This window comes from Streptomyces sp. NPDC056361, from assembly GCF_042262805.1.
Lineage (GTDB): Bacteria > Actinomycetota > Actinomycetes > Streptomycetales > Streptomycetaceae > Streptomyces.
In genome coordinates this window covers 1-25,615 of record NZ_JBHJQI010000074.1, presented here as the reverse complement: position 1 = coordinate 25,615, position 25,615 = coordinate 1, and the positions used below count along the sequence as shown (strand labels likewise).

The following is a 25,615-nucleotide window of genomic DNA, read 5'->3' as shown; positions in this document are numbered from 1 at the left end:
TCCTCCTTGGCCGGTCCCGGGGCCGAACCGCCGCCCGCCGCCTATCCTTCGACGCATGCCCCTCCCCCTCCGCGCCCCCGGCGGCGGCCGCCCGTCCCCGCGGACCGCAGACGCGCTCGTGGCGGGTGTCGTGCTGCTCGTCGTGGCGGTGTGGACGCTCGTCTCGGCGCGGTACGCGAGCGAGCCGGCGCTCCGTACGGTGCTCGGCTGGGCGCTGATCCTGGTCGGCTGCGGGGCCTTGTACTTCCGGCGGCGACAGCCCGTCGCCGTCGCGGTCGTCACGCTGCTCGCCTGCGTCGTCTACTACCCGCTGTCCGCCCAGGACGGCCCGCTCATGATCGCCTTCGCGCTCGCGCTCTACACGACCGCCGCCGAGGGCCGGTTCGCGGCCGCCGTCGCGCTCGCCGCGGTCACGCTGCTGGCGGTGGGGCTCGGCGAGATCCGGCAGCAGCCCGGGCACCGGCAGATCGACGACACCTCGCTCGCCATGCTGGCGGGCTGGCTGATCAGCCTCGTCGCCGTGGGCCGGGCCCAGCGCACCCGCATCGCCTACCTGCACGAGGTGGAGCAGCGCGCACTCGCCGCCGAGCGGGAGCAGGAGGCGCGGGCGCGGCAGAGCGCCACCGAGGAGCGGCTGCGGATCGCCCGGGAGGTGCACGACGTGCTGGGCCACAGCATCTCGCTGATCAACGTCCAGTCCGGTGCCGCGCTGCACCGGCTCGGCAAGGGCCCGGCGCCCGAGGCCGGGCTCGCCACCGCGACCGAGGCCCTGGAAGCCGTGAGGGCCACCAGCAAGGACGCGCTGCGCGAGCTCCGGGCGACCCTCGGGATGCTGCGCCGGGCCGACGAGGCCACCCCGACCGCCCCGGCGTCCTCCGGGCTCTCGCTCCTCGGCGACCTGGTCGCACGCGCCCGCGCGGCCGGCCTCGACGTCCGTACGAGTTCCACCGGCACCCCCGTACCGCTGCCGCCGCCCGTCGACCTCGCCGCGTACCGGATCGTGCAGGAGTCGCTGACGAACGTCACCCGCCACGCGGGCGCGGGGACCGTGCGCGTCACCCTCGACTGGGGCCCGGACGCGGTGCGCCTGCGGATCGCCGACGACGGCGCGGGCGCACCCGAGGGCCGACCGCTGGGCAGCGGCATCCGGGGCATGGCCGAGCGGGCCCGCGCGTTCGGCGGGGACCTCACCGCCGGGAACGCCGACGGCGGCGGCTTCGTCGTCGACGCCCGCCTGCCGCTGACTCCACCGGAAACGACCGAGCCTGGGCCGACCCCACCGAGAACAGCAGAGCCCCGGCCGCCGACCCCACCGGGAACAGCCGAGCCCCGGCCCTCCTCCCACGAGCCGCCGGGCACCCCGCCCGCCGCACCACCCGCCGCCTCCGAAGGGGACCCCCGATGATCCGCGTCGTGCTCGCCGACGACCAGACCCTGGTCCGGGCCGGCTTCCGGTCGATCCTGTCGGACGAGGAGGACATCGAGGTCGTCGGCGAGGCGGGCGACGGGGAGCAGGCGATCGGGCTCGCCCGTGAACTGCGCCCCGACGTGGTCCTGATGGACATCCGCATGCCGGTCCTCGACGGGCTCGAAGCCACGCGCCGCATCACCGCCGACGCACGCCTCGAAGGGGTCCGGGTGGTCATCCTGACCACGTTCGACGCGGACGACCACGTGTACGGGGCGCTGCGCGCCGGCGCGTCGGGGTTCCTCGTCAAGGACACCGAGCCGATGGAACTGCTGCACGCGGTACGGGTGGTGGCGCGCGGCGACGCCCTGATCGCCCCGGCCGTGACCCGCCGCCTGATCGCCGAGTTCGCCGGGCTCGTCGGGCGGCAGCCGGACCCGAGCCCCCGGCTGAACGCCCTGACGGAGCGGGAGCGCGAAGTCCTCGGCCTCGTCGGGGCGGGCCTCTCCAACGACGAGATCGCCGGCCGGCTCGTCCTCTCCCCCGCCACCGCCAAGACCCACGTCAGCCGCATCATGACCAAACTGGCCGTCCGCGACCGGGCCCAGCTGGTGATCCTGGCGTACGAGTCCGGCATGATCACCCCCGGCTGGCTGGCCTGACCTCCCCGGCGCCCCGACGCCCCTCCCGGCCCGACCGGCCGGACCGGCCGGACACGGCCCCCTAGGGGACGCGACCCGGCGCTCACGACTCACGGGGTACGCGCGCGTGGGGCGGGACAACCGGCGGGGTACGCCCGGTGTCCTCCCCGGGGTGACGCCGGGCGCCCGACCGTGCGCCCACGCTGATTGGGTGAATCAGGACGTACTCGATCTCGCGCGGCTGCAGTTCGCCCTCACCGCGGGCGGCCACTTCCTCTTCGTCGCCCTCACGCTGGGGCTCGCGACGGTCGTGGCCGTGCTCCAGACCAGGGCCACGCTGAGCCGGAAGCCGCTCCACGCGCGCATGGTGCGCTTCTGGGGCCAGCTGTACGTCATCAACTACGCGGTCGGCATCGTCACCGGCCTCGTGATGGAGTTCCAGTTCGGCATGGCCTGGAGCGGGCTCACCCACGAGGCGGGCAACGTCCTGGGCGCCTCGCTGGCCGTCGAGACGATCGTGGCGTTCTTCGTCGAGTCGACCTTCCTCGGCCTGTGGATCTTCGGCTGGAACCGGCTCAACCGCTGGGCCCACCTGGCCGTGATCTGGGTCGTCGTCCTGACCGCCTACCTCTCGGCGTACTGGATCCTCGTTTCGAACGGCTTCCTCAACCACCCGGTGGGGTACGGCCCCGAGAACGGCGAGCTGGTCCTCGACGACCCGGTCGCGGTCCTGACCAACCCGTCCGCGCTCCTCGCCTTCGGGCACGTCCTGGCGGGCGCGCTGCTCACCGCCGGGTTCTTCATGGCCGGGGTGAGCGCGTACCACCTGTTCCGGCGCACCCCCGAGTGGGAGTTCTTCGGCCGCAGCCTGCGGATCGGAGTGTTCCTGTCGGCGCCGGCGCTGATGGCGGCGGCGGTGTTCGGCGGGCTCCAGTTCGGCGTCCTCGCCACCTTCCAGCCGATGAAGTCGGCCGTCTTCAGCGGGAAGGCGGCCGAGATCGCGCGGCTGCAGGCGGAGCTGACGGACCGCTTCGGGCCGGGCGACTACGTGCCGTCGGAGGCGTGGACCCGGGGCGGCGGTCTCGTGATGCTGATCAGCTTCGCCCTGATGATGTACCTGTGCTTCGCCGGGGTGATCCTGGCCTGCTTCAAGAAGGTCGTCTTCCGGTTCCGGCTGTGGCATCTCGTCCTGATGGCAGCCGTACCGCTGCCGTATCTGGCCATGATCGGCGGCTGGGTCTTCCGGGAGGCGGGGCGGCAGCCCTGGGTGGTCTACGGGCTGCTCAGGACGGAGGACGCGGTCTCGGACCTCTCCCCCGGCACCATGCGCCTCTCCCTCGCCGTGTTCACCACCGTCTTCGTCCTGCTCGCCGCGCTCAACGCCTGGCTCCTCACCCGGCACGCCCGCCGCGGCCCCGTCGAGTCCGGCCTCGGCCACGACGAGCGGCCCGACGCGGCGGACGGGACGGCGGACGGGACGGCGCACGACCCGGCCGACACCCTGCCCGCCCCCCGCTACTGACGCCGTCCCGCACCACCGAGCACCATCCGAGGAGACCCCGTGGAGCCCCTGGCCATCGCCCTGCTCGCCTTCTTCGCCGCGGGCTGGTTCGTGCTCGCCGGGTCGGACGTCGGCACCGGCATGCTCATCCCCTGGCTCGGCCGCGACGACCGCGAGCGGCGCCTCGTCCTCGCCTCCTTCGCCCCCTTCTTCCTGGGCAACGAGGTCTGGCTGGTCGCCACCGCCGGCGTCCTCGTCGGCTGCTTCCCCGCCCTCGAAGGGGAGCTCCTGAGCGGCCAGTTCCCGGTCCTCGTGACCCTCCTGACCGGCTGGATCGTGCGGGACACGGGGCTGTGGTCACGCGGCCGGGGCCCGGGACGCCGCTGGCGCGCGGGCTGCGACACCGCCGTGACGTGCGGCAGCTGGACCGTGGCGCTGTCCTGGGGGTGGCTGCTCGCGGCCCTGCTCACCGGACGGCCGTACGCGCCGGCGACCGGCTTCACGGCCGTCCTCACCGCCCTCGCCGTGGCCGCGCTGTTCGCCGCGCACGGGCTCGGCTTCGCCGCGCTCCGGCTCACGGGACCGCCGTACGAGCGCGCCCGCAGGCTCGTCGGACGCGCCGGGCGCCCGTGGCAGTCCTTCGCGCTGACCGCTGTCCTGCTCGCCGGACTGCCGCTCGGCGCGGGAACCGCGCTCCCGCTGGCCGGGCGGGCCGCCGCCCCGACCACGCTCGGCCTGCTCGTGCCCGCGCTGCTCGTCGTCACCCCGCTCCTGGTGGCCGCCCAGGCCTGGACCTGGCACGCCTTCCGGCACCGGGTGACCCGCCCCTCGTACCTGTGACCCCATGACCCCGCGCGCGCGGGGGGTGCGGTCTGCGGCCGACGTGCTGCGGTCCGGGGTCAGCGGTCCGTCCGGGGTCTGCCGGGGCCGTCAGGGGTCCGGGGTCCGGGGTCCGGGGTCAGGACTCGTCGGGCGTGGACTCCTTCTTGTGGTGCAGGGCCTTCTGGAGCCGTGCCACCACCGCCTCGCCGTACCTGCGGTGGCCGTGGACGCGCGGGTCGTCGGTGACGTCGTACCGCTTCACGTACGCGCCGAGGAAGGCCTGCAGGGTGGCGACGGCCGGGATGGCGATCAGCGCGCCGACGGCGCCGAGCAGCGCCGTGCCCGCGATGACCGAGCCGAAGGCGACCGCCGGGTGGATGTCCACGGTCTTGGAGGTCAGCTTCGGCTGGAGCACGTAGTTCTCGAACTGCTGGTAGATCACGACGAAGCAGAGCACCCACAGCGCGTACCAGGGGTTGACCGTGAAGGCGATCAGCATCGGCAGCGCGCCGGCCAGGTAGGTGCCGATCGTCGGGATGAACTGCGAGACCAGACCGACCCACACGGCGAGCGCGGGGGCGTACGGCACGCCGAGGATCTCGAAGAGCACGAAGTGCGCGATGCCCGAGATGAGGGCCATCAGGCCGCGCGAGTAGAGGTAGCCGCCGGTCTTGTCGACCGCGATCTCCCAGGCCCGCAGCACCTCGGTCTGGCGGGCCGGCGGCAGGACGGAGCAGAGGGAGCGCCGCAGCCGGGGTCCGTCGGCCGCGAAGTAGAACGAGAACAGGAAGATCGTCAGCAGCCGGAACAGGCCGCCGAGGACGGTGGCGGAGACGTCGAGGACTCCCGACGCGCTGTTCTGCACGTACTTCTGCAGCCAGTCGGAGCTCAGGACGCTGTCCTGGACCTCGACCCGCGAGAGGTCCGTGTGGAAGTTCTGGTTGATCCAGTTGATCAGGGAGTCGAGGTACTTGGGGAAGTTCTCGACCATGTCGACGATCTGGCCGGCGAGCATCGACCCGAGCAGGACGACGAAGCCGACGCTGAAGATCAGGACGACGAAGAAGACCAGGAAGGTGGCGAGCCCCCTGCGCATCCCGCGCGCCGCCATGCGCCCGACCGCCGGCTCTATGGCGAGGGCGAGGAAGAAGGCGAGCAGGATGTTGACGAGGAGGCCGACGAGCTGGTGGAAGGCCCAGTTGCCCAGCAGGAAGCAGGAGTAGAGCGCGAGCGCCAGGACCATGGCTCTCGGCAGCCAGCGCGGCATCCGCGCCGCCGGGGGCGCGGGCGCCGTCGCCACGGTCCCGGAGGCGGTCCCCGAGGCGGTCCCGGAGGCGGTCCCGGGCGCGGACGGCGCCAGGGCGCCTCTCTCGCTCTCCCCGCCGGTCCCTCCGCGGGCACCGGCGATCAGGTCCGCGGAAGCGGGAGCCGTCCGGTCGGCCGGGGGCTTCGCGTCGGCCGGGGGCGTCGGTTCGGTCGGGTCGGTGGGGTCTGTCTTGCCGGTGTCGTCAGTCGGGGCCACCACGCCAGTCTCGCGCACCTCGCGGACATTCCACCCGGGGCCCCGCACATCACCGCTTGTCACCCGGCCGTTGGCCGGCCGTTCGCCGTCCGCCGGCCGGCACGCCGCAGGCCCGTCGCCACTGGTCGGCCGGTGGGTCGCCGATCCGTCACCGCTTGTCGGCCGGCACGTCGACGGCCGCGCAGACCGCCCGCCACACGTCCTTCGCCTCCCACCCGGCGTCCAGCGCGTCCCGCACCGTCCGCCCGCCGAGCTCGGCCATCACATGGTCACGCGCGAAGGACTCGGCGTAGGACGCACCGAAGTGGTCCGCCATTCGTTCCCAGAAAATCGTCAACCGCATGACCCCAGTATCCCGCTCCCAAGAGTGCAGCCCGCGCCTCAGGCCTTGTCACCGCGACTTTCCGCCCTACGGTCGGAGCATGGCCGAAAAACCCCTCTCCTCCCCACCCTCGACCCCCCTGGCCCGCGCCGAGCGTTTCGTCTGGCTGACGGCGCGGGTCCTCGAACAGCGCCGGTTCGCCTACCACTTCCTGGGCGGAGGCCCGGATCAGGTCGAGACGGCCCTCGTCGCCTACCTCAACGAGGACGGCGGTTACGGCCACGCGCTCGAACCCGACCTCCGCGGACCGGTCAGCCAGCCCCTCCACACCGCGCACGCGCTGCGGGTCCTGGACTCCATCGGCCGCTGCGGCGGACTGCGCGTGGAACGGATCTGCCGCTACCTCACGGACGTGTCGACGCACGAGGGCGCACTCCCGGCGATCCACCCGTCCCAGCGCGGCTACCCCTCGGCGCCGTTCGTCCCGATCATCGACTCCCCGCCGAGCTCCCTGCTCTCGACCGGCCCCGTGGTCGGGCTGCTGCACCGCAACCAGGTCTGGCACGCCTGGCTGTTCCGGGCCACCGAGTTCTGCTGGACGGCCGTCGAGTCGCTCGAGAAGTCGCATCCGTACGAGATCCAGGCCGCCGTCGCCTTCCTCGACGGCGCCCCCGACCGCTCACGCGCGCAGGCCGCCGCCGACCGGCTCGGCCGGCTCGTCCGCGAACAGGGGCTCGCCGTCCTCGACCCGGACCGGCCGGACGACTACCCGATCCCGGACGGGTACGCGCCCGGCGAGCACCACTTCCCGCACGACTACGCGCGCGTGCCGGACTCGCTCGCCGCGCACTGGTTCACGGACGAGGAGATGTCCCGCTCCCTCGACCAGCTCACGGCCGACCAGCAGGAGGACGGCGGCTGGCCGATCCGCTGGCGCGCCTGGGCCCCCGGCACCGCCCTGGAATGGCGCCCGATCGTCACGGTCGAGGCACTCCGCACCCTCCGCGCCCACGGACGCTCCATCGACTGACGGGTGGGGCGGCGCGGGGAGCGCCGTACAGGACAGGGGGGTCGGGCGCCGTACGGAGCCGGTCGCGGATGCCGTACGGCGCCCGCGACCGCGGAGGGCGTACGGACCCGGGACGTGGGGGCCGTACGGGACCGGGGCGCGGGTGCGCACCGGCCCCGGTCGCGGATGCCGCACGGGGGCCCGGCAGCGGATGCCGCACCGCCCCCGGCAGCGGATGCCGCACGGCCCGGGCTCACCAGCCCAGGGCCCGTACCCCCGCCGTGACCACGACGGCCGCACCCACGACGACCAGGAACGGGGCCCGCAGGACGAGTGCGACGGCGGCCGCGGCGAGCCCGGCGGCGCGGGCGTCCAGGACGAGCGAGCCACCGGAGCTGAACGTCTGCTGGGCGGTGAGCGCGGCGAGCAGCGCGACGGGGAGCAGGGCCGCGAGGCGCTGCACGAGCGGTCGTTCCAGCGTTCCGGCGGGGACGAGCAGGCCGACCAGCTTCATCAGGTAGCACCCGGCGGCGGTCAGGCCGATCGCGATCCAGATGTTCATCGGGAGTCCTCCTCGATCGTCGTCTCCCGGTCCGCGCCGGCCGCCGGGGCGCTCGTCCCGCGGCCGCGGAACCAGAGCACGGCCGGTGCGGCCAGGGCGGCGGCGAGGACCGGGACGCCGGCGGGCAGGACGGGGAGCAGCCCGAGTCCGAGCAGGACGGCGATCCCGGCGGTGGCCCGCTCGGTCGCCGACTTCAGCATGGGGGCGAGCAGGGCCAGGAAGACGGCGGGACCGGCCGCGTCGAGCCCCCAGGCCGCCGTGTCGCCGATCGCCTCGGCGCCGAGCGCGCCGAGGAGCGTGGTGACGTTCCACAGGACGTAGAGCGTGAGGCCGGTGACGGTGAAGCCGATGCGCGCGGCCCGCCGGGACGGCTGGGCGAGCGAGACGGCGGTGGTCTCGTCGATCACCCAGTGCGCGGCGAACGGCCTGACGGCCTTCGGCAGCGCGAGGAGCTGGGAGAGCCGGAGCCCGTAGAAGGCGTTGCGGGTGCCGAGGAAGAAGGCCCCGGCGGCGGCCGTGAAGGGGTTGCCTCCCGCGGCGAGCGCCCCGACGAGGGCGAACTGCGAGGCGCCCGTGAAGACGAGCAGGCTGAGCGCGCAGGTCTGCAGGAGGCTGAGGCCCGCGCCGGCCGAGGTGACGCCGAAGGCGAACCCGGAGAGGCCGACGGCGACGCCGACCCCGAGGGCGTCGCGGACGACGGCCGCGTCGGGTTTCACCGGTGTGCCGCCGTCGCGTATGACGGGAGGTGCTGTCTGTTCTGCCACGTCAGGGACGTTACGGCAGTCCGAGGCGGCCGGTCTTGTACGTTCTTGCGCCCCGCCCGCCCGGCCTTCACGGCCCGTTCGGCTCGCCCCGCGCACCCTCCCCGCCGCTCCCCCGCACACCACGCGCGCGCTGGTAGGCGCCCGGCGGCACCCCGACGCTGCGGGTGAAGTGCCGGTTGAGGTGCGACTGGTCGGTGAAGCCCACGGCGGCGGCCGCGTCCGCGGGTGGCGTCCCCGCGTCGAGGAGCCGCCTGGCCCGCCGTACGCGCGCGTCCGTGAGCCAGGTGTGCGGGGGCATCCCGTACGCCGACCGGAAGGCCCTGAGGAGGGCGAAGGGGCTGGTGCCGAGGTCGGCGGCGAGTCGCTCCAGGGTCGGCGGCTCGGCCATCCGCTCCTCCAGGACGGCACGCGCGCGTGCCGCGCGCCGCGCGCCCGCCGAGCGGGGCGGGAGCGGCGTGATCAGCCCGCCGTGGCTGCGCAGCATGCGGGCCGTGACCAGCCGGAGCAGGCTGTCCGCCGCGAGCGCGTTGCCCTCCTCGGCGGCCCGGTGGACTCCGACGACGAGCCGTGCGGCGTACGGGTCGTCGACGACGGGCGTCGTGAAGCCGGCCGAGCCGCGCAGGGCGAGGGTGTCGGCGGCGATCGAGCGGACGATCTCCGCGTCGGGGTAGATCGTGCGGTACGTCCAGCCCTCGGGCACGCCCGCGTGCCCGGTGTGCGAGGTGTCGGGGTTGACCAGGGCTATCTGCCCGGGGCCCGCGTGGACGAGTTCGTCGCGGTAGTGGAAGGCCTCGACGCCCTCGGTGATCGCGGCGAAGACGAAGGTCTCGTGGGTGTGCCGGGCGAACGCCTTGCGGATGTAGTGGGCGTGCAGCAGGTCGACGCCGGGCAGCTCGGAGTACTGCCAGTACCGTGCCCGCTCCTCGCTCGCCATCCCTCCATTCTGCGCCCGGAGCCGACGGAGCTCTTCCCCCGCCGAGGCGGCCCGGCCTGGTGCGGCGCCCGGTCGCCCCTATTCCGGGGCGGTCGTCCGCGGCCGGTCTCCCCGGGTCCGGGGCCGGCCGTCCGAGGGCCGGGACGGCTGCCGACGACCGGCCGTCCGCAGACCGCGGCTGTCGTCGGCAGCCGATCGTCCACAGACCGCGGCTGCCGTCGGCCGCAGGTCGTCGTCCACAGGCCGGGACGGCTGGCGGCAGCCGGTTGTCCACAGGTCCGGGCGGTTGTCAGTGGCGGGGTGCACGATGGGGGGCATGGTCAGGTCCGCGCTCGACTCGTTCTCCCCCGCGACCCGTGGTTGGTTCACCGGGGCCTTCAACGCGCCCACGGCGGCGCAGGAGGGCGCCTGGAAGGCCATCGGCGAGGGCTCCGACGTGCTGGTCGTCGCGCCGACCGGCTCGGGGAAGACGCTGGCCGCCTTCCTCGCCTCCCTGGACGGGCTGGCGTCCGCGCCGCCGCCCGCCGAGGCGAAGAAGCGCTGCCGCGTGCTCTACGTGTCGCCGCTGAAGGCCCTCGCCGTGGACGTCGAGCGGAATCTGCGCTCCCCCCTGACCGGCATCCGGCAGGAGTCGGTGCGCCTCGGACTGCCCGAGCCGGACGTCCGGGTCGGGATCCGCTCCGGTGACACCCCGCCGGCCGAGCGCCGGGCGCTCGCCACCCGGCCGCCGGACATCCTGATCACCACGCCCGAGTCGCTGTTCCTCATGCTGACCTCCGCCACCCGCGAAGCCCTGTCGGGCGTGGAGACGGTCATCCTGGACGAGGTCCACGCGGTCGCGGGCACCAAGCGGGGCGCGCACCTGGCCCTGTCCCTGGAGCGGCTCGACGAGTTGCTGCCCCGCCCCGCTCGCCGGATCGGCCTGTCGGCCACCGTCCGCCCGGTGGACGAGGTGGCCCGCTATCTGTCCCCGAAGCGCGCGGTGGAGATCGTCCAGCCGCCGTCGGGCAAGGAGTTCGACCTCTCCGTCGTCGTGCCCGTCGAGGACATGGGCGAGCTGGGCGGCTCACCGGCGTCCGAGGGCAAGGACGGCGGGGACAAGCCGTCGATCTGGCCGCAGGTCGAGGAGCGGATCGCCGACCTCGTCCAGGCCCACCGGTCGACGATCGTCTTCGCCAACTCCCGCCGCCTGGCCGAGCGCCTCTGCAACCGGCTGAACGAGATCGCGTACGAGCGGGCGACCGGCGAACCGCTCCCCGAAGGCGCTCCCCCCGCCCAGGTCATGGCCCAGTCGGGGGCGGCGCAGGGCGCCCCGCCACTGCTCGCCCGGGCCCACCACGGTTCGGTGTCGAAGGAGCAGCGCGCCCAGGTGGAGGAGGACCTGAAGGCCGGCCGGCTGCCCGCCGTGGTCGCCACCTCCAGCCTGGAGCTCGGCATCGACATGGGCGCGGTCGACCTGGTGGTGCAGGTCGAGTCGCCGCCCTCGGTCGCCTCCGGGCTCCAGCGCGTCGGTCGCGCGGGGCACCAGGTCGGCGCGGTGTCGACGGGCGTCGTCTTCCCCAAGTACCGCGGCGACCTGGTGCAGGCCGCGGTGGTCACCGAGCGGATGCGCTCGGGCTCCATCGAGTCGATGCGGATCCCCGGCAATCCACTGGACGTCCTGGCCCAGCAGCTGGTCGCCATGGTCGCGCTCGACACCTGGCAGGTGGACGACCTGCTGGCCGTGGTGCGCCGCGCGGCGCCGTTCTCGTCGCTGCCGGAGTCGGCGTTCACCGGCGTCCTCGACATGCTGGCGGGCCGCTACCCTTCGGACGCCTTCGCCGAGCTGCGCCCGCGCGTGGTGTGGGACCGGGTGGCCGGGACGGTCACCGGACGGCCGGGCGCGCAGCGGCTCGCCGTCACCTCCGGCGGCACGATCCCCGACCGGGGCCTGTTCGGCGTGTTCCTGGCGGGCTCGGACCCGAAGAAGGGCGGCGGCCGCGTCGGGGAGCTCGACGAGGAGATGGTGTACGAGTCGCGGGTCGGCGACGTCTTCACGCTCGGCACCACCTCGTGGCGGATCGAGGACATCACCCGGGACCGGGTGCTCGTCACCCCCGCGCCCGGAGTGCCGGGCAGACTGCCGTTCTGGAAGGGCGACCAGCTCGGCCGGCCCCTCGAACTGGGGCGGGCGGTCGGCGCGTTCCTCCGCGAGGTCGGCGCCCTCTCCGACGAGGACGCGCGGCTGCGGCTGCTCGCCGCCGGGCTCGACGCCTGGGCCGCGGACAACGTCCTCGCGTACCTCAGGGAGCAGCGGGAGGCCTGCGGTCACGTGCCGGACGACCGGACGATCCTGGTCGAGCGCTTCCGGGACGAACTCGGGGACTGGCGGGTCGTCATCCACTCCCCCTTCGGCGCGCAGGTCCACGCTCCCTGGGCGCTGGCGCTCGGAGCCCGCCTCTCCGAGCGGTACGGCATGGACGCCCAGGTGATGCACGCGGACGACGGCATCGTGCTGCGCCTGCCGGACGCCGACCTGATGGGCCTGGAGATGGGCCTCGACCTCCTCGACCACGAGCCGGTGGACCCCGGCCGGCACCTGGACACGACGTACGACGCCGACAAGGCACCGGTCGGCGCGGCCGACGCCCTCTTCGACAAGGGCGAGATCGGGCAGATCGTCACCGACCAGGTGGGCGGCTCCGCGCTGTTCGCCTCCCGCTTCCGCGAGTGCGCCGCGCGCGCCCTGCTGCTGCCCAAGCGGAATCCGGGCAAGCGCACCCCGCTGTGGCAGCAGCGGCAGCGCGCCTCGCAACTCCTCCAGGTGGCGAGCGAGTTCGGCTCGTTCCCGATCGTCCTCGAAGCGGTCCGGGAGTGCCTCCAGGACGTCTTCGACGTCCCCGGACTCACCGAACTCATGGGGGACATCGAGGCCCGCCGCGTCCGTCTCGTCGAGGTCACCACCCACGAACCGTCCCCCTTCGCCCGCTCGCTGCTCTTCGGCTACGTGGCGCAGTTCCTGTACGAGGGCGACTCCCCGCTCGCCGAGCGGCGGGCGGCGGCGCTCTCCCTGGACTCCCGGCTGCTCGCGGAGCTGCTCGGCCAGGCGGAGCTGCGCGAACTGCTCGACCCCGAGGTCCTGACCGAGCTGGAGCGGGAGCTCCAGTGGCTGGCGGAGGACCGGCGGATCAAGGACGTGGAGGGCGTCGCCGACCTGCTGCGGGTCCTGGGACCCCTCACCGACGCCGAACTCGCCGAGCGCGGTGCCGAGCCGGGCTGGGCACCGGAGCTCTCCGCCGCCCGGCGCGCCATCCGGGTCCGGATCGCGGGCCAGGAGCACTGGTCGGCGATCGAGGACGCGGGCCGCCTCCGGGACGCCCTGGGCACGGCCCTGCCCGTCGGCGTGCCCGAGGCCTTCACCGAACCGGTCAAGGACCCGCTGGGCGACCTCCTCGCGCGGTACGCGCGCACCCACGGACCGTTCACCTCCTCCGCCGCCGCCCACCGCTTCGGCCTCGGCGCGGCCGTCACCGACGGCGCCCTCCAGCGGCTCGCCGCCTCGGGTCGCGTCGTCCAGGGGGAGTTCCACCCCTCCGGCATCGGACAGGAGTGGTGCGACGCCACCGTCCTGCGCCGGCTGCGGCGCCGCTCCCTGGCGGCCCTCCGCCACGAGCTCGAACCGGTGCCCCCGGCCGCGCTCGCCACCTTCCTGCCCCAGTGGCAGCACCTGGGGAGCAGCAGCCTGCGCGGCATCGACGGCCTCGCCCGCGCGATCGAGCAGCTCCAGGGCGCGCCCGTCCCCGCCTCGGCCCTGGAGAAGCTCATCCTGCCGTCGCGGGTCCAGGACTACTCCCCGGCGCTGCTCGACGAGCTGACGACCACCGGCGAGGTCCTGTGGGCCGGTGCCGGGTCACTGCCCGGCAAGGACGGCTGGGTCTCCCTCTACCTCGCGGACGCGGCCCCCCTGCTCCTGCCACCGCCGCACCCGCTGGAGCTCTCCGCCCTGCACGAGTCGGCGCTCACCGCCCTCTCCGGCGGCTACGGCCTGTTCTTCCGCCAGATCGCCGACCAGATCAGGGCCACCACCCACCCGGACGCCACCGACCCCCAGCTCGCCGACGCCCTCTGGGACCTGGCCTGGTCGGGCCGGCTCACCAACGACACCCTGGCCCCGCTGCGCTCCCTGCTCGGCTCGGGCCGCACCGCCGGCTCCACCGCCCACCGCGCCCGCCGTACGGTCCCCCGCGGCCGGTACGGCACCCTCACCGCCGCCGCCCGCCCGGCCTCCCGCACCGGCCCGCCCACCGTCTCAGGCCGCTGGTCGCTGCTGCCCCCCGCCGAGCCCGAACGAACCCACCGGGCCCACGCCCTCGCCCGCACCCTCCTGGACCGGCACGGCGTCGTCACCCGCGGCGCGGTGGCCGCCGAAGGCGTCGAAGGCGGCTTCTCCGCCGTGTACCGCGTCCTGTCCGCCTTCGAGGACAGCGGACAGGCCCGTCGCGGCTACGTCGTCGAAGGCCTCGGCGCGGCCCAGTTCGCCATGGACGGCGCCGTCGACCGCCTCCGTGCCGCCGCGACCGCCCGCGACCGCGGCGCCGAGGCCGCCGCCGGTCCTCGCGCCCTCGTCCTCGCCGCGGCCGACCCCGCGAACGCCTACGGCGCCGCCCTCCCCTGGCCCGAGCCCCCCACCGGCGCCGGCCACCGGCCCGGCCGCAAAGCCGGCGCCCTCGTCGTCCTCGTCGACGGCGAACTCACCCTCTACGTCGAGCGCGGCGGCAAGACCCTCCTCTCCTGGCCCACCACCCCCGACGACCCCTCCCTCATCGCCGCCGCCCACGCCCTCGCCCGCCACGCCCCCCTCACCCTCGAACGCATCAACACCACCACCTCCCTCACCTCCCCCCTCTCCCCCCCTTTCGAGTCCGCCGGCTTCCACCCCACCCCCCGAGGCCTCCGCCTCCGCCCCTAACCCCCACCACCCACGGCACAACGCCCCCACCCCACCGCTCCGCACCCCTCCCCGCGGCCCCACCTCCTCCCCACAGCCCGCCACACGACCGCGCCCCCACGAACCGACACCTCCACCAACCCCACGAGGCCCCCGCCTCCTCGCCGCGCGCCCACCGCCCATCCCCATACGTCCCGGTCTCTAGGGCCGGCGCCCCCACCCAACCCCGGACGTCGACCGCCCCGCCCGCTGCCCGCTGCCCGCTGGCCCATCGCCGTGTGGGCGCCGCCCCTCCCCGCACCCCGCCCGGCGGCCCGCTGCCCCGACCTCCGTGTGGGCAACAGGCAGGGCGACAGGCCGGGCGCAGCCCACAGCCCTGGGGGCGAGGGCACGACTCACAACCCGTGCGGTATGGGCGCAGCCCACAACCCAGACGCATCAGCAGCACGCACAGCCCAGCCCTGGCCAGCGCACCCCCCCCCCAACCTCTCCCCCAGCCCCCAACCCCCACAATGGACCCGTGCCCGAAGGAGACACCATCTGGCAGGTCGCCCGACACCTGCACACCGCACTCGCAGGAAAGGTCCTCACCCGCGCCGACCTCCGCGTACCCCGCTTCGCGACCGCCGACCTCACCGGCCGCACGGTCCTCGACGTGACGCCCCGCGGGAAGCATCTGCTGGCGAGGATCGAGGGCGGGCTGACGCTGCACTCGCATCTGCGGATGGAGGGCGCGTGGCGGGTGTACGCGACGGGGGAGCGTCCGCGCGGCGGCCCGGCGCACCAGATCCGGGCGATCCTCGGGAACGACGAGTACACGGCGTACGGCTACCGGCTCCCGGTCCTGGAGTTGATCCGTACGGCAGAGGAGTCCCGAGCCGTCGGCCACTTGGGCCCGGACCTCCTGGGGCCCGACTGGGATCCGGAGGAGGCGGAGCGGCGGCTGTGCGCCGACCCGGCGCGGCCGCTCGTCGAGGCCCTGCTCGACCAGCGCAACATGGCGGGCATCGGGAACGTGTACAAGTGCGAGCTGGCGTTCCTCGCCGCGGTCTCGCCCTGGCTCCCGGTCGGCGACCTCGGCCCCGGCGTCCCCGCCCGCCTGGTGGCGACGGCGCACCGCCTCCTGGAGGCGAACAAGGACCATCCCGACCGACGCACCACCACCACGCGCAGACCCGGCACCCCGCTCCACGTCTACGGCCGCGAAGGACGCCCCTGCCTGCGCTGTGGCACCCCGATCCGCAGGACCGACGCCGACCCGCACGCCGACATCAACGACCGAATCACGTACTGGTGCCCCAACTGCCAACCAGGCCCGACCCGGCACCCCTGACTCCGCCCTTGCCTCCCCAAGCCACCCACCTACATACCGCCCACCCCCACCCACCCCTCACGCACCCACCCCTCACCCACACACGCACCCGTGCACCCGTGCACTCCCCGCTAATTGACGATCCGTCAGATCCAGTCGTACGGTCCAAAGATGACCCTCTCTGCGTACGACCTCACCGGCCGCACCGCGTTCGTCACCGGCGCGGCGAGCGGGATCGGCCGCGCGACCGCAGCTCTCCTCGCGATGGCGGGCGCGACCGTGCACTGCGCGGACCGCGACGAGGGCGGGGTCAAGGAGACGGCCGCGCTGATCGCGCGCGACGGCGGCACCGCGCACCCGCACACGCTCGACGTCACGGACAGGACCGCGCTGGCCGCCGCCGTGCGGTCGGCCGGCCTGCTCCACGTGATGGCCGCGGTCGCGGGGATCATGCACACGAGCACAGTCCTTGAGACCCGTGACGAGGACCTCGACCGCGTCTTCGCGGTGAACTTCAAGGGCGTCCTGTACGCGTGCCAGGAGGCGGCCCGCTCGATGATCGCCTCAGGTACCCGGGGTTCGATCGTCACGATGGCCTCGGGGGCGATGGACACGGCGAGCCCCGGCCTCCTCTGCTACAGCGTCACCAAGGCGGCGGTGGTGCAGCTGACGAAGACCCTGGCGACGGAGGCGGGCCCGCACGGCATACGGGTCAACGCGGTCGCCCCGGGGTGGATCCGGACGCCGATGACCGACCGCCACGAACCGGCGGCCCAGCAGCAGGCGGAGGCGGCGATGGTCCGTCACTCGCCCCTCGGGCGGGTCGGCGAGGCCGAGGACATCGCACACGCGGTCCTGCACCTGGCCTCCGACGCCTCCTCGTTCACGACGGGCCAGATCCTCCGCCCCAACGGCGGCGTCGCCATGCCCTGGTAGTCCCTCTCGAGGACACCCCCGCGCCACGCCCAGGCTCCCCCGCCCCACCCGCGGACGCCCCCGCCCCGCGAACCGAACGCCCCCGCGACGAAGCCGCCACATGCACCGGCAGCAGGCTCAGCCCCCAGCCGCCCGCGGCCACCGCCCCTTCCACCGTCCCGGCGTCCGCGGGCATGAGGAGCAGGCGCAGCACCGCCCACCACCAGAGCCCCCCGGCTGCCAGTGCGACCGCGACCAGCGCGAGCGTCACCAGCGGAACCCGTCGCCGTACCATGGCCGCCTCCTGCCGTCGACGCTAGACCGGCAGGATCACCCTGCGGGAGGGCGCACCGAGGCAGTCCCGGCGCACGCCCTACGTCCTCCACCATGCACGCCACACCGGAACCCGGCATCTCAGACGGGCGAGGACGGGCGGGGACGGGCGACCCCGGAATCAGCGGGGACGGGCGACCCCGGAATCAAACGACAGTCGCCCCCGGGACTCAGACGACAACAGATGACAGTCGACCCCAGGAATCAGACGACGAGCGCCCCCGGGACCCAACCGACAGGAAGCCCCGCAGCCGCAAGAGGCGGCGGCAAAGGAAAAGACCCCGGCCGGCACCCCGTAGGGCGTCGACCGGGGCCTCGCCCCACGTGCTTCGGTTCAGGCGGCGACGACGTTGACCGCTTCCGTGGGCGCCTTGATGGTCACCCGCTCGGTGGGCACACCCGCCACCGACGTCACCGACACCGAATTGAGCCTCGGGCGCACCGGTGTCGGCACCGGTTCGCTCGACGCTGCCGACTCGGCCAGTTCGGCGAGCGACAGCTCGTCGCTCACTTCGCGCATGAGCTCGGACATCCGTACGTCCAGCGCGTCGCAGATCGCGGAGAGCAGTTCGGAGGAAGCCTCCTTCTGCCCCCGCTCCACCTCGGAGAGATAGCCGAGCGAGACTCGGGCGGACGAGGAGACTTCGCGCAGAGTACGGCCCTGGCGCTGGCGCTGCCGACGCAGCACGTCACCCAGCAGGCGACGGAGCAGAATCATCGGTGGCTCCCTCCTCGGACCGCGTAGCCGCATCCTTCACGCCCCACCGTACCGCCTCGGGCTGCGGCCGTGCGGGGAGCGATGTCGTGTTCACTCAGGGCTGCAAACATCAATTCCCCCCGTTGTGTTCCGTATCCTGTGCCCGCGCATTTCCCGAGAGTTCCTCAAGGAGCAGTTCCAACACGCTCCGTACGCTCTCTCTACGGATTTCCGCGCGGTCGCCGTTCAACCTCAACGAGACCACTTTCCCCGCCCGGGCGCCCGTCGCGGCCGGGCCGGCGACCGCCACGTAGACGGTTCCGACGGCCTGTCCGTCCTGCGGGTCGGGCCCGGCGACGCCGGTCGTCGAGACGCCCCAGTCGGCTCCGAGCCGGTCCCGCACACCGGCCGCCATCTGCAGCGCGACCTCCGGATCCACCGCCCCGCGCTCGGCGAGGAGGGCCCGGTCGACGCCGAGGAGCTCGTGCTTGAGGGCCGTGGCGTACACCGTGACCGACCCCAGGAAGGACTTCGAGGCTCCCGGTACGCCGGTGAGCTCGGCGGCCACCAGACCACCCGTGAGCGACTCCGCAGCGGCCAGCGTGTGATCACGCTCCGCGAGCAGGGCCAGCACCCGGGCGGCCTCGGTCATCGAGTCGACGCCTCCGGCCGGGCCGCCGCGCGCTCCGCGGCGAGCCCCTGGCGCCGCAGGACGACCGCCTGTCGCACATAGTCCAGACCGGTGACGACCGTCAGCACGACGGCCACCGTCATCACCCAGAAGCGCAGGGTGGCCAGCGGGCCGGTGAGCATCAGCACGTACATGCCGACCGCCGTGCCCTGGGCGAGCGTCTTCATCTTGCCGCCGCGGCTGGCCGGGATGACCCCGTGCCGGATGACCCAGAACCGCATCAGGGTGATCCCCAGCTCGCGGGCGAGGATGACCCCGGTGACCCACCAGGGCAGGTCTCCGAGGGAGGACAGGCAGACGAGCCCGGCCGCCATGATCGCCTTGTCGGCGATCGGGTCGGCGATCTTCCCGAAGTCGGTGACCAGGTTGTACGCACGGGCGAGGTGCCCGTCGAAGACGTCCGTGATCATGGCCACCGCGAACGCCGCCCAGGCCCAGGCCCGCCACACCGGGTCGTGCCCGCCGTCCTGGAGGAGCAGCACCACGAAGCCCGGCACGAGCACGAGCCGGATCATGGTGAGGATGTTCGCGATGTTCCACAGGCTGGCCTGGTTGACGGCCGCCGTGCCCAGCTTGCCGCGGGGCGCCGGCCTACCGGTCCCGCCCGTCGCGGATGCCGGGACTCCGGTCATCTGCCTGCCTCCTCGAAAAGACACTCGGCCACCAGGTCGACGCCCTCCGTGCCGACGACCTTCGCACTGACCATACGGCCCGGGGTCAGGTCGGGGCTCGTGCCGTCGGCCGTGGTGAGGAACACCTGGCCGTCCGTCTCGGGCGCCTGGTGAGCGGCGCGGCCGATCCAGCCGTCCTCCTCGTCGAGGGTCTCGACGAGTACTTCCAGGGTCTCTCCGAGACGCTCCTCGGCGCGCTGCGCGGTGAGCTCCTCGGCGAGCCGGGACAGGTGGGCGAGCCGCTCGTCGACGACTTCCTGGTCGAGCTTGTGCTCGTACGTGGCGGCCTCGGTGCCGTCCTCGTCGGAGTAGCCGAAGACGCCGATGGCGTCGAGCCTGGCGTGGGTGACGAAGCGTTCCAGCTCGGCGAAGTCCGCCTCGGTCTCGCCGGGGAAGCCGACGATGAAGTTGGAGCGGGCACCGGCCGTCGGGGCCTTGGAGCGGATGGTCTCCAGGAGCTCCAGGAAGCGGTCGGTGTCGCCGAAGCGGCGCATGGCCCGCAGCACGTCGGGGGCGCTGTGCTGGAAGGAGAGGTCGAAGTAGGGCACGACCTTGTCGGTCGAGGTGAGGACGTCGATCAGCCCCGGCCGCATCTCGGCGGGCTGGAGGTAGCTGACGCGGACGCGCTCGATGCCGTCGACGGCGGCGAGGTCGGGCAGCAGGCTCTCCAGGAGCCGGATGTCGCCGAGGTCCTTGCCGTACGAGGTGTTGTTCTCGGAGACCAGCATGACCTCCTTGACGCCCTGCTCGGCGAGCCAGCGGGTCTCGTTCAGCACGTCCGAGGGACGGCGCGAGACGAAGGAGCCGCGGAAGGAGGGGATGGCGCAGAAGGAGCAGCGGCGGTCGCAGCCGGAGGCGAGCTTCACCGAGGCGACGGGGCTGGCGTCGAGCCGGCGGCGCAGCGGGGCGCGCGGGCCCGAGGCGGGCGCGAGGCCCTCGGGGAGGTCGGCGGGGGCGTCGACGGGCTCCTCGGCGGCGTCGCCGTGTCCCGGCAGGGCGACGGCCGCGGCCGCCTCCTGGCGCTCGACGGGCGAGAGCGGCAGCAGCTTGCGCCGGTCACGCGGGGTGTGGGCCTCGACACTGCCACCGTTGAGGATGGTCTGGAGGCGGTTGGAGATGTCGGCGTAGTCGTCGAAGCCCAGGACGCCGTCGGCCTCCGGGAGGGCCTCGGCGAGCTCCTTGCCGTACCGCTCGGCCATGCAGCCGACGGCGACGACGGCCTGGGTCTTGCCGTGGTCCTTCAGATCATTGGCTTCGAGCAGGGCGTCGACGGAGTCCTTCTTGGCGGCCTCGACGAATCCACAGGTGTTGACGACTGCGACGTCCGCTTCTTCGGCGTTCTCGACGAGCTCCCAGCCGTCCGCTGCCAAGCGGCCTGCGAGCTCCTCCGAGTCCACCTCGTTACGGGCGCAGCCAAGAGTGACAAGGGCGACGGTACGGCGTTCGGGCATGGACTCAAGACTACTTCGTCCCGGCCGTTCCCCCGTCGCACAGGGTTCACCTGCGCGACGGAGGTCACATCACGGCCGGGAGGGGCGGCTCATCCGGCCTCGGGGTCGCCCTTGGTGTAGGTCAGTCGCTCGACCTGGCCGGATTCGAACTTGTCTTCGACCTTCTTGCCGTTCACGTAGAGCTCGATCGCGCCCGCGTTGCCGAGGACCAGGTCGATGCGCTCGTCGTCCTGGTAGGTCTTGGACTCGCCCTTGAGGAGGAGTCCGTCGAAGAGCAGCTTGCCGTCGTGGGCCTTGGCCGAGATCCAGCTCTTGTCGTCGACGGCGGTGAGCTTGACCGTCACCTTGTCCTGCGGGACGGCGGCGATCGCGCTCTCGGTGGGCTTCGGGGCGACGGGCTTGACCGGCTTCGGCTTGGCGGCCGAGGTGGCCTTCTCCGGCGCGGGGGCGGGGCCGCCGTCGGCCGCGCTGGTCCCCTTCGGGGCCTCGTTCCCGTTGAACATCGTGAAGCCGACGAAGCCGACGACGGCGACGATGGCCGCGACCATCGCGGCGGTCCAGTTGGGCCGGCGGGGTTCGGGGCGGATGCGTTCCGCCTCGAAGAGCGGGGCGGCGGGGGTGGGCGCGGGACGGCCACCGTGCTCGGCGTCGTACTGCTCGATCAGCGCGGCCGGATCGAGCCCGACGGCGCGCGCGAGGGTACGGATGTGGCCGCGGGCGTAGACGTCGCCGCCACAGCGCGAGAAGTCGTCCTCTTCGATCGCGTGCACGATCGGAATCCGGACACGGGTGGAGGCACTGACCTCTTCGACGGTGAGACCGGCGGCGATGCGTGCCTGCTGGAGAGCGCGACCGATCGCGTCCCGGTCGTCTGCCGGGAACGTCCGGTCGTCTTCGGGGGAGTTGCCGATGGACACGAGAGCGCCTTTCGAGCGTGTAGCCACCTGCTGGACGTTCAGTCTATGGGTGGTACGAAAGGGTGGGGCAACCGGGCGGGTGCTGTTTGTACGCCATGAGGCTGGGACTTCCTTCTGTCCCACCGTCCAACTTGACGTACGGCCAGGGGAAACGGTTGCCCACCGTTCCCTTACGAGTGAGTCTCGGCCCGGTCTCGATCGGGTACGGCGACGGGGGTCGCTTTCCCGCCACGGGGGCGCGGGGCGCGTTCCCGCCACGGCGGCGGGGGCTCCCGCTCCCCGCCGACCGGGTACCCCGCTTCCCGTCCGCTACGCCCCCGACTCCCCCCGGATCACGGCCAGCACGCCGTCGAGTTCGTCGGGCTTCACCAGGACGTCGCGCGCCTTCGAGCCCTCGCTGGGCCCGACGATGCTCCGCGACTCCATGAGGTCCATCAGCCGGCCGGCCTTCGCGAAGCCGACGCGCAGTTTGCGCTGGAGCATGGAGGTGGAGCCGAACTGCGTGGAGACGACCAGCTCGGCGGCCTGGCACAGCAGGTCGAGGTCGTCGCCGATGTCCTCGTCGATCTCCTTCTTCTGCCGCTGGCCGACGGTGACGTCCTCCCGGAAGACCGGGGTCATCTGGTCCTTGCAGTGCTGCACGACGGCCGCGACCTCGGCCTCGGTGACGAACGCGCCCTGCATGCGGACGGGCTTGTTGGCACCCATCGGCAGGAAGAGGCCGTCGCCCTTGCCGATCAGCTTCTCGGCGCCGGGCTGGTCGAGGATGACCCGGCTGTCGGCGAGCGAGGAGGTGGCGAAGGCGAGCCGCGAGGGCACGTTCGCCTTGATGAGACCGGTGACGACGTCCACGGACGGCCGCTGGGTGGCGAGCACGAGGTGGATGCCGGCCGCGCGGGCCAACTGGGTGATCCGGACGATCGAGTCCTCGACGTCCCTGGGCGCGACCATCATCAGGTCGGCGAGCTCGTCGACGATGACCAGGAGGTACGGGTAGGGGTTGAGCTCGCGCTCGCTGCCCTCGGGCAGCTTGATCTTCCCGTCCCGGATGGCCTGGTTGAAGTCGTCGATGTGCCGGTAGCCGAACGCGGCCAGGTCGTCGTACCGGAGGTCCATCTCCTTCACCACCCACTGGAGCGCCTCGGCGGCCCGCTTGGGGTTGGTGATGATGGGCGTGATCAGGTGCGGGATGCCCTCGTAGGCGGTGAGTTCGACCCGCTTGGGGTCGACGAGCACCATCCGGACGTCCTCGGGCGTCGCTCTTATCATGATCGACGTGATCAGGCAGTTGATGCACGAGGACTTTCCGGAGCCCGTGGCGCCGGCGACCAGGACGTGCGGCATCTTCGCCAGGTTGGCCATCTCGTAGCCGCCCTCGACGTTCTTGCCGAGCGCGACCAGCATCGGATGGTCGTCCTCCGCCGCGGCCGCGAGCCGCAGCACGTCGCCGAGGTTGACCATCTCGCGGTCGCTGTTCGGGATCTCGATGCCGACCGCGGACTTGCCGGGGATCGGCGAGATGATCCGCACGTCCGGCGAGGCCACGGCGTACGCGATGTTCTTGGTGAGGGCCGTGATCTTCTCGACCTTCACGGCGGGGCCGAGCTCCACCTCGTACCGCGTGACCGTCGGGCCGCGGGTGAAGCCGGTGACGGCCGCGTCGACCTTGAACTCGGTGAAGACGTTGGAGAGCGCGTCCACGACGGCGTCGTTGGCGGCACTGCGGGTCTTGCCCGGCCCGCCGCGCTCCAGGAGGTCGAGCGAGGGCAGCGAGTACGTGATGTCGCCGGCGAGCTGGAGCTGCTCCGCCCGGGGCGGCAGGTCGGTCGGCTCGGGCGCCGGCTTGGTCAGATCGGGTACGCCCCCGCCGGGGCGCTGCTCACCCCCGCGCGCGGGCGGCACGGGCGCCGCCGCCTTCCCGGCCTTGTCCGCTGTCTTCCCGGCCTTCTCCGCGGCGGCCGCGGCGACGGCGGCGTCCCGCTCGGCGGTGACGTCCCTGGTCAGGTCGGCGACGATCGGCGACGGCGGCATGCCGTTCAGGACCGCGCCGTCGAGCGCGGCGGCCGCGGCCGCGGCGACGTCCACCGGGTCCATGCCCAGGTCGAAGGCGGGCGCGTCGGCGGAGCGGCGCGCGGACCGGCCGCGCCGCTCCAGCATCTCCTCCTCGGCCCGGTCCACGTCGTACGGCTCGGCGGGGCCGGAGGCGCGTCGGCGGGGACGGGTGGGGCGTGCGGGCTGCGGACCGGCGTCCCGCCACCCCTCGTCGAACCCCTCGTGTCCCTCCCGTCCCTCGTACCCCTCGGCCTCCGCCGGGTCGTACGGGAGCTCGACGATGCCGAGCCGGGCGCCGAGGGCGCGCAGCCGCTGCGGGATCGCGTTGACCGGGGTGGCGGTCACGACGAGCAGACCGAAGACCGTGAGCAGCACCAGCATCGGTACGGCGAGGACCTCGCCCATCATGAAGACGAGGGGCTGCGAGGCGGCCCAGCCGATGAGGCCGCCGGCGTCCTGCATGGCCGCGCTGCCGTCACCGCGCCCCGGCGAACCGCAGGCGATGTGGACCTGGCCGAGGACGCCGATGACGAGGGCGGAGAGGCCGATGCTGATCCGGCCGTTGGCCTCGGGCCGCTCCGGGTAGAGGATCAGCCGGACGGCGATCGCGCCCAGCAGCAGCGGCACCAGCAGGTCGAGGCGGCCGAAGGAACCGGTCACCAGCATCTCGACGAGGTCGCCGACCGGGCCGCGCAGGTTGGACCAGGTGCCGGCGGCGACGATCAGGGCGAGGCCGAGGAGCAGCAGCGCGAGCCCGTCCTTGCGGTGGGCCGGGTCGAGGCCCTTGGCGCCGCGCCCTATCCCCCGGAACATCGCACCCACCCCGTGGGCGACGCCGAGCCAGGCACCGCGCGCGAGCCGGTAGACGCCGCCGGTCGGCGACGGGGCCGGCCGGGGAGCGGCCTTCTTCGCGGGCGCCTTCCGCGCGGGAGGGCGCTTGGCGGGCGCGGCCTTCTTCGCCGGCGCCTTCTTGGCGGGCGGTTTGACGGGGGGCTTCGCGGGTGCCGCTTTCTTCGCGGCGCCCGTCGTACGACCGGCGCGCGGCTTCGCGGCGCCCGCCGTGCCCTGGGAACCCTTGCCGGACGTACGTGAAGCCATGGTGCTGAGGTTACCGGTGAAGGTACGGGCTGTCCGCCTCACCCGATCGTGTCGCCCGCGCCGGGGCGCGATGCTGACGCCCGATCACGGCGGGGCGCAGCACGGGTGACGGTATGTCAGCTCTGGGCGGGCAGCGTGGGCGCGGCGCCGGTGCCCGGCTCCAGCGCGTCCAGGGCCCGGCGCAGCCCGGTGAGCTTGCGCTCCAGGTGCGCGGCGGTGGCGACGGCCGCCGCGTCGGCGGAGTCGTCGTCGAGCTGCTTCGACAGTGCCTCGGCCTGCTCCTCGACCGCCGCGAGCCGGGCGGAGAGTTCGGCGAGCAGGCCCGCGGCCTCCTTGCCCTGACCGCCCTCGCCGCCGCCCTCCAACTGCAGCCGCAGCAGGGCGGCCTGCTCGCGCAGCTTGCAGTTCTTCATGTACAGCTCGACGAAGACGGAGACCTTGGCGCGCAGCACCCACGGGTCGAAGGGCTTGGAGATGTAGTCGACCGCGCCGGCCGCGTACCCGCGGAAGGTGTGGTGGGGGCCGTGGTTGATGGCGGTGAGGAAGATGATCGGGATGTCCCGGGTCCGCTCACGCCGCTTGATGTGCGCGGCGGTCTCGAAACCGTCCATTCCCGGCATCTGGACGTCGAGCAGGATGACCGCGAAGTCGTCCGTCAACAGCGCCTTGAGCGCTTCCTCCCCGGACGATGCCCGCACCAGCGTCTGATCGAGCGCGGAGAGAATGGCCTCCAGCGCCAGCAGATTCTCCGGCCGGTCATCGACCAGGAGGATCTTGGCCTTCTGCACCATGCCCCGTCCTCCTCGTCCCGGCAACGGCTCGCCCCGGCTCCCGGAACCGGGGGAAGCACCGGGCGCCGCCCCAGAAGACGACTCCGTAACGCCGTCCGTCCTTGTGCCGGTCATCGTAGCCGCACCCCGCCCGTCGCCACACCCTGTCACCGCGATGTCACTGTGCACGTAGCAGAAACGCGGTGGGAGACCAGAAGGTTCCCCGTATCCCGCCCCCTCACACACCCTCGGCGACGTTCCGTCAGCGGAGCCCGGGGGTCCGCGCGGAGCACCGC

21 protein-coding genes are annotated in these 25,615 nt (G+C 73.4%); 8 read left to right on the top strand and 13 right to left on the bottom strand.

The features are described 5' to 3' along the window. Positions 1-55 precede the first annotated feature (55 nt). The 4 genes from ACFCY7_RS23625 (at position 56) to ACFCY7_RS23610 (ending at position 4,390) form a co-directional block, all read left to right on the top strand. The gene (locus ACFCY7_RS23625; protein ID WP_376488023.1) at positions 56-1,405 is read left to right on the top strand and encodes a sensor histidine kinase; all 1,350 of its coding nucleotides are present in this window, start codon (positions 56-58) and stop codon (positions 1,403-1,405) included. Next, positions 1,402-2,070: a response regulator gene (locus tag ACFCY7_RS23620; RefSeq protein ID WP_367825962.1), complete on the top strand. Its 669-nt coding sequence runs from the start codon at positions 1,402-1,404 to the stop codon at positions 2,068-2,070. Before ACFCY7_RS23625 ends, ACFCY7_RS23620 begins: the two co-directional genes overlap by 4 nt. A gap of 190 nt (positions 2,071-2,260) precedes the next feature. Then, the gene (locus tag ACFCY7_RS23615) at positions 2,261-3,571 is read left to right on the top strand and encodes a cytochrome ubiquinol oxidase subunit I (protein ID WP_376488022.1); all 1,311 of its coding nucleotides are present in this window, start codon (positions 2,261-2,263) and stop codon (positions 3,569-3,571) included. 39 nt (positions 3,572-3,610) lie between these two features. Next, the gene (locus ACFCY7_RS23610; protein WP_376488021.1) at positions 3,611-4,390 is read left to right on the top strand and encodes a cytochrome d ubiquinol oxidase subunit II; all 780 of its coding nucleotides are present in this window, start codon (positions 3,611-3,613) and stop codon (positions 4,388-4,390) included. Positions 4,391-4,508: 118 nt separating this feature from the next. Here the strand turns inward: ACFCY7_RS23610 and ACFCY7_RS23605 are convergent, their stop codons facing one another. Further along, positions 4,509-5,639 carry an AI-2E family transporter gene (locus tag ACFCY7_RS23605; RefSeq protein WP_376488038.1) on the bottom strand — a complete coding sequence of 377 codons (1,131 nt, stop codon included), beginning with the start codon at positions 5,637-5,639 and terminating at the stop codon, positions 4,509-4,511. 403 nt (positions 5,640-6,042) lie between these two features. Continuing rightward, a complete protein-coding gene (locus tag ACFCY7_RS23600; RefSeq protein WP_030692366.1) occupies positions 6,043-6,237 on the bottom strand; it encodes a DUF3046 domain-containing protein in 195 nt (64 codons plus the stop codon). A gap of 79 nt (positions 6,238-6,316) precedes the next feature. Here ACFCY7_RS23600 and ACFCY7_RS23595 point away from each other — a divergent pair, with 79 nt between their 5' ends. Then, entirely contained in the window at positions 6,317-7,246 is a 930-nt protein-coding gene (locus ACFCY7_RS23595; RefSeq protein WP_376488020.1) for a hypothetical protein, read from the top strand. Between the two features lie 232 nt (positions 7,247-7,478). Here the strand turns inward: ACFCY7_RS23595 and ACFCY7_RS23590 are convergent, their stop codons facing one another. From ACFCY7_RS23590 to ACFCY7_RS23580, 3 genes are all read right to left on the bottom strand, one after another. Beyond that, positions 7,479-7,787 carry an AzlD domain-containing protein gene (locus ACFCY7_RS23590; protein WP_376488019.1) on the bottom strand — a complete coding sequence of 103 codons (309 nt, stop codon included), beginning with the start codon at positions 7,785-7,787 and terminating at the stop codon, positions 7,479-7,481. After that, positions 7,784-8,551 (bottom strand): AzlC family ABC transporter permease, encoded by a 768-nt coding sequence (locus ACFCY7_RS23585; protein WP_376488018.1) that lies wholly within the window; start codon positions 8,549-8,551, stop codon positions 7,784-7,786. The genes ACFCY7_RS23590 and ACFCY7_RS23585 overlap by 4 nt, the downstream gene beginning before the upstream one ends. A gap of 67 nt (positions 8,552-8,618) precedes the next feature. Further along, positions 8,619-9,485, bottom strand: coding sequence for an AraC family transcriptional regulator (locus ACFCY7_RS23580; RefSeq protein WP_376488017.1), 867 nt, complete (start codon positions 9,483-9,485; stop codon positions 8,619-8,621). Positions 9,486-9,801: 316 nt separating this feature from the next. On the opposite strand from ACFCY7_RS23580, the gene ACFCY7_RS23575 reads away from it, so the two are divergent. From ACFCY7_RS23575 to ACFCY7_RS23565, 3 genes are all read left to right on the top strand, one after another. Further along, a complete protein-coding gene (locus ACFCY7_RS23575; RefSeq protein WP_376488016.1) occupies positions 9,802-14,433 on the top strand; it encodes a DEAD/DEAH box helicase in 4,632 nt (1,543 codons plus the stop codon). 499 nt (positions 14,434-14,932) lie between these two features. Continuing rightward, the gene (locus ACFCY7_RS23570; protein WP_376488015.1) at positions 14,933-15,745 is read left to right on the top strand and encodes an Fpg/Nei family DNA glycosylase; all 813 of its coding nucleotides are present in this window, start codon (positions 14,933-14,935) and stop codon (positions 15,743-15,745) included. A 150-nt stretch (positions 15,746-15,895) separates the two neighbouring features. Then, the gene (locus ACFCY7_RS23565) at positions 15,896-16,660 is read left to right on the top strand and encodes an SDR family NAD(P)-dependent oxidoreductase (protein ID WP_376488014.1); all 765 of its coding nucleotides are present in this window, start codon (positions 15,896-15,898) and stop codon (positions 16,658-16,660) included. Here ACFCY7_RS23565 and ACFCY7_RS23560 read toward each other — a convergent pair. The 8 genes from ACFCY7_RS23560 to ACFCY7_RS23525 form a co-directional block, all read right to left on the bottom strand. Beyond that, a complete protein-coding gene (locus ACFCY7_RS23560) occupies positions 16,608-16,934 on the bottom strand; it encodes a hypothetical protein (RefSeq protein WP_376488013.1) in 327 nt (108 codons plus the stop codon). The two genes, ACFCY7_RS23565 and ACFCY7_RS23560, sit on opposite strands and share 53 nt — an antisense overlap. Positions 16,935-17,306: 372 nt before the next feature. After that, on the bottom strand, positions 17,307-17,690 hold the full coding sequence (locus ACFCY7_RS23555) for a helix-turn-helix domain-containing protein (RefSeq protein WP_017237739.1): 384 nt from the start codon (positions 17,688-17,690) through the stop codon (positions 17,307-17,309). A 109-nt stretch (positions 17,691-17,799) separates the two neighbouring features. Then, positions 17,800-18,321, bottom strand: coding sequence for a CinA family protein (locus ACFCY7_RS23550; protein WP_376488012.1), 522 nt, complete (start codon positions 18,319-18,321; stop codon positions 17,800-17,802). Next, a complete protein-coding gene (gene pgsA, locus ACFCY7_RS23545; protein ID WP_376488011.1) occupies positions 18,318-18,992 on the bottom strand; it encodes a CDP-diacylglycerol--glycerol-3-phosphate 3-phosphatidyltransferase in 675 nt (224 codons plus the stop codon). The genes ACFCY7_RS23550 and pgsA overlap by 4 nt, the downstream gene beginning before the upstream one ends. Then, the gene (rimO, locus tag ACFCY7_RS23540; RefSeq protein WP_376488010.1) at positions 18,989-20,482 is read right to left on the bottom strand and encodes a 30S ribosomal protein S12 methylthiotransferase RimO; all 1,494 of its coding nucleotides are present in this window, start codon (positions 20,480-20,482) and stop codon (positions 18,989-18,991) included. Before rimO ends, pgsA begins: the two co-directional genes overlap by 4 nt. Positions 20,483-20,571: 89 nt before the next feature. After that, positions 20,572-21,399, bottom strand: coding sequence for a helix-turn-helix domain-containing protein (locus tag ACFCY7_RS23535; protein ID WP_376488009.1), 828 nt, complete (start codon positions 21,397-21,399; stop codon positions 20,572-20,574). 309 nt (positions 21,400-21,708) lie between these two features. Next, a complete protein-coding gene (locus tag ACFCY7_RS23530; RefSeq protein WP_376488008.1) occupies positions 21,709-24,549 on the bottom strand; it encodes a DNA translocase FtsK in 2,841 nt (946 codons plus the stop codon). Between the two features lie 116 nt (positions 24,550-24,665). After that, on the bottom strand, positions 24,666-25,340 hold the full coding sequence (locus ACFCY7_RS23525; RefSeq protein ID WP_017237733.1) for a two-component system response regulator: 675 nt from the start codon (positions 25,338-25,340) through the stop codon (positions 24,666-24,668). Between the last annotated feature and the right edge of the window lie 275 nt (positions 25,341-25,615).

Excerpts from the sequence above, each read along its gene's own strand:
- ACFCY7_RS23550 (WP_376488012.1), bottom strand. The coding sequence starts at position 18,321 with ATGACCGAGGCCGCCCGGGTGCTGGCCCTGCTCGCGGAGCGTGATCAC.
- rimO (WP_376488010.1), bottom strand. The coding sequence starts at position 20,482 with ATGCCCGAACGCCGTACCGTCGCCCTTGTCACTCTTGGCTGCGCCCGT.
- ACFCY7_RS23555 (WP_017237739.1), bottom strand. The coding sequence starts at position 17,690 with ATGATTCTGCTCCGTCGCCTGCTGGGTGACGTGCTGCGTCGGCAGCGC.
- ACFCY7_RS23575 (WP_376488016.1), top strand. The coding sequence starts at position 9,802 with ATGGTCAGGTCCGCGCTCGACTCGTTCTCCCCCGCGACCCGTGGTTGG.
- ACFCY7_RS23580 (WP_376488017.1), bottom strand. The coding sequence starts at position 9,485 with ATGGCGAGCGAGGAGCGGGCACGGTACTGGCAGTACTCCGAGCTGCCC.
- ACFCY7_RS23595 (WP_376488020.1), top strand. The coding sequence starts at position 6,317 with ATGGCCGAAAAACCCCTCTCCTCCCCACCCTCGACCCCCCTGGCCCGC.
- ACFCY7_RS23600 (WP_030692366.1), bottom strand. The coding sequence starts at position 6,237 with ATGCGGTTGACGATTTTCTGGGAACGAATGGCGGACCACTTCGGTGCG.
- ACFCY7_RS23560 (WP_376488013.1), bottom strand. The coding sequence starts at position 16,934 with ATGGTACGGCGACGGGTTCCGCTGGTGACGCTCGCGCTGGTCGCGGTC.
- ACFCY7_RS23625 (WP_376488023.1), top strand. The coding sequence starts at position 56 with ATGCCCCTCCCCCTCCGCGCCCCCGGCGGCGGCCGCCCGTCCCCGCGG.
- ACFCY7_RS23620 (WP_367825962.1), top strand. The coding sequence starts at position 1,402 with ATGATCCGCGTCGTGCTCGCCGACGACCAGACCCTGGTCCGGGCCGGC.
- pgsA (WP_376488011.1), bottom strand. The coding sequence starts at position 18,992 with ATGACCGGAGTCCCGGCATCCGCGACGGGCGGGACCGGTAGGCCGGCG.
- ACFCY7_RS23525 (WP_017237733.1), bottom strand. The coding sequence starts at position 25,340 with ATGGTGCAGAAGGCCAAGATCCTCCTGGTCGATGACCGGCCGGAGAAT.
- ACFCY7_RS23565 (WP_376488014.1), top strand. The coding sequence starts at position 15,896 with ATGACCCTCTCTGCGTACGACCTCACCGGCCGCACCGCGTTCGTCACC.
- ACFCY7_RS23530 (WP_376488008.1), bottom strand. The coding sequence starts at position 24,549 with ATGGCTTCACGTACGTCCGGCAAGGGTTCCCAGGGCACGGCGGGCGCC.
- ACFCY7_RS23590 (WP_376488019.1), bottom strand. The coding sequence starts at position 7,787 with ATGAACATCTGGATCGCGATCGGCCTGACCGCCGCCGGGTGCTACCTG.
- ACFCY7_RS23605 (WP_376488038.1), bottom strand. The coding sequence starts at position 5,639 with ATGCCGCGCTGGCTGCCGAGAGCCATGGTCCTGGCGCTCGCGCTCTAC.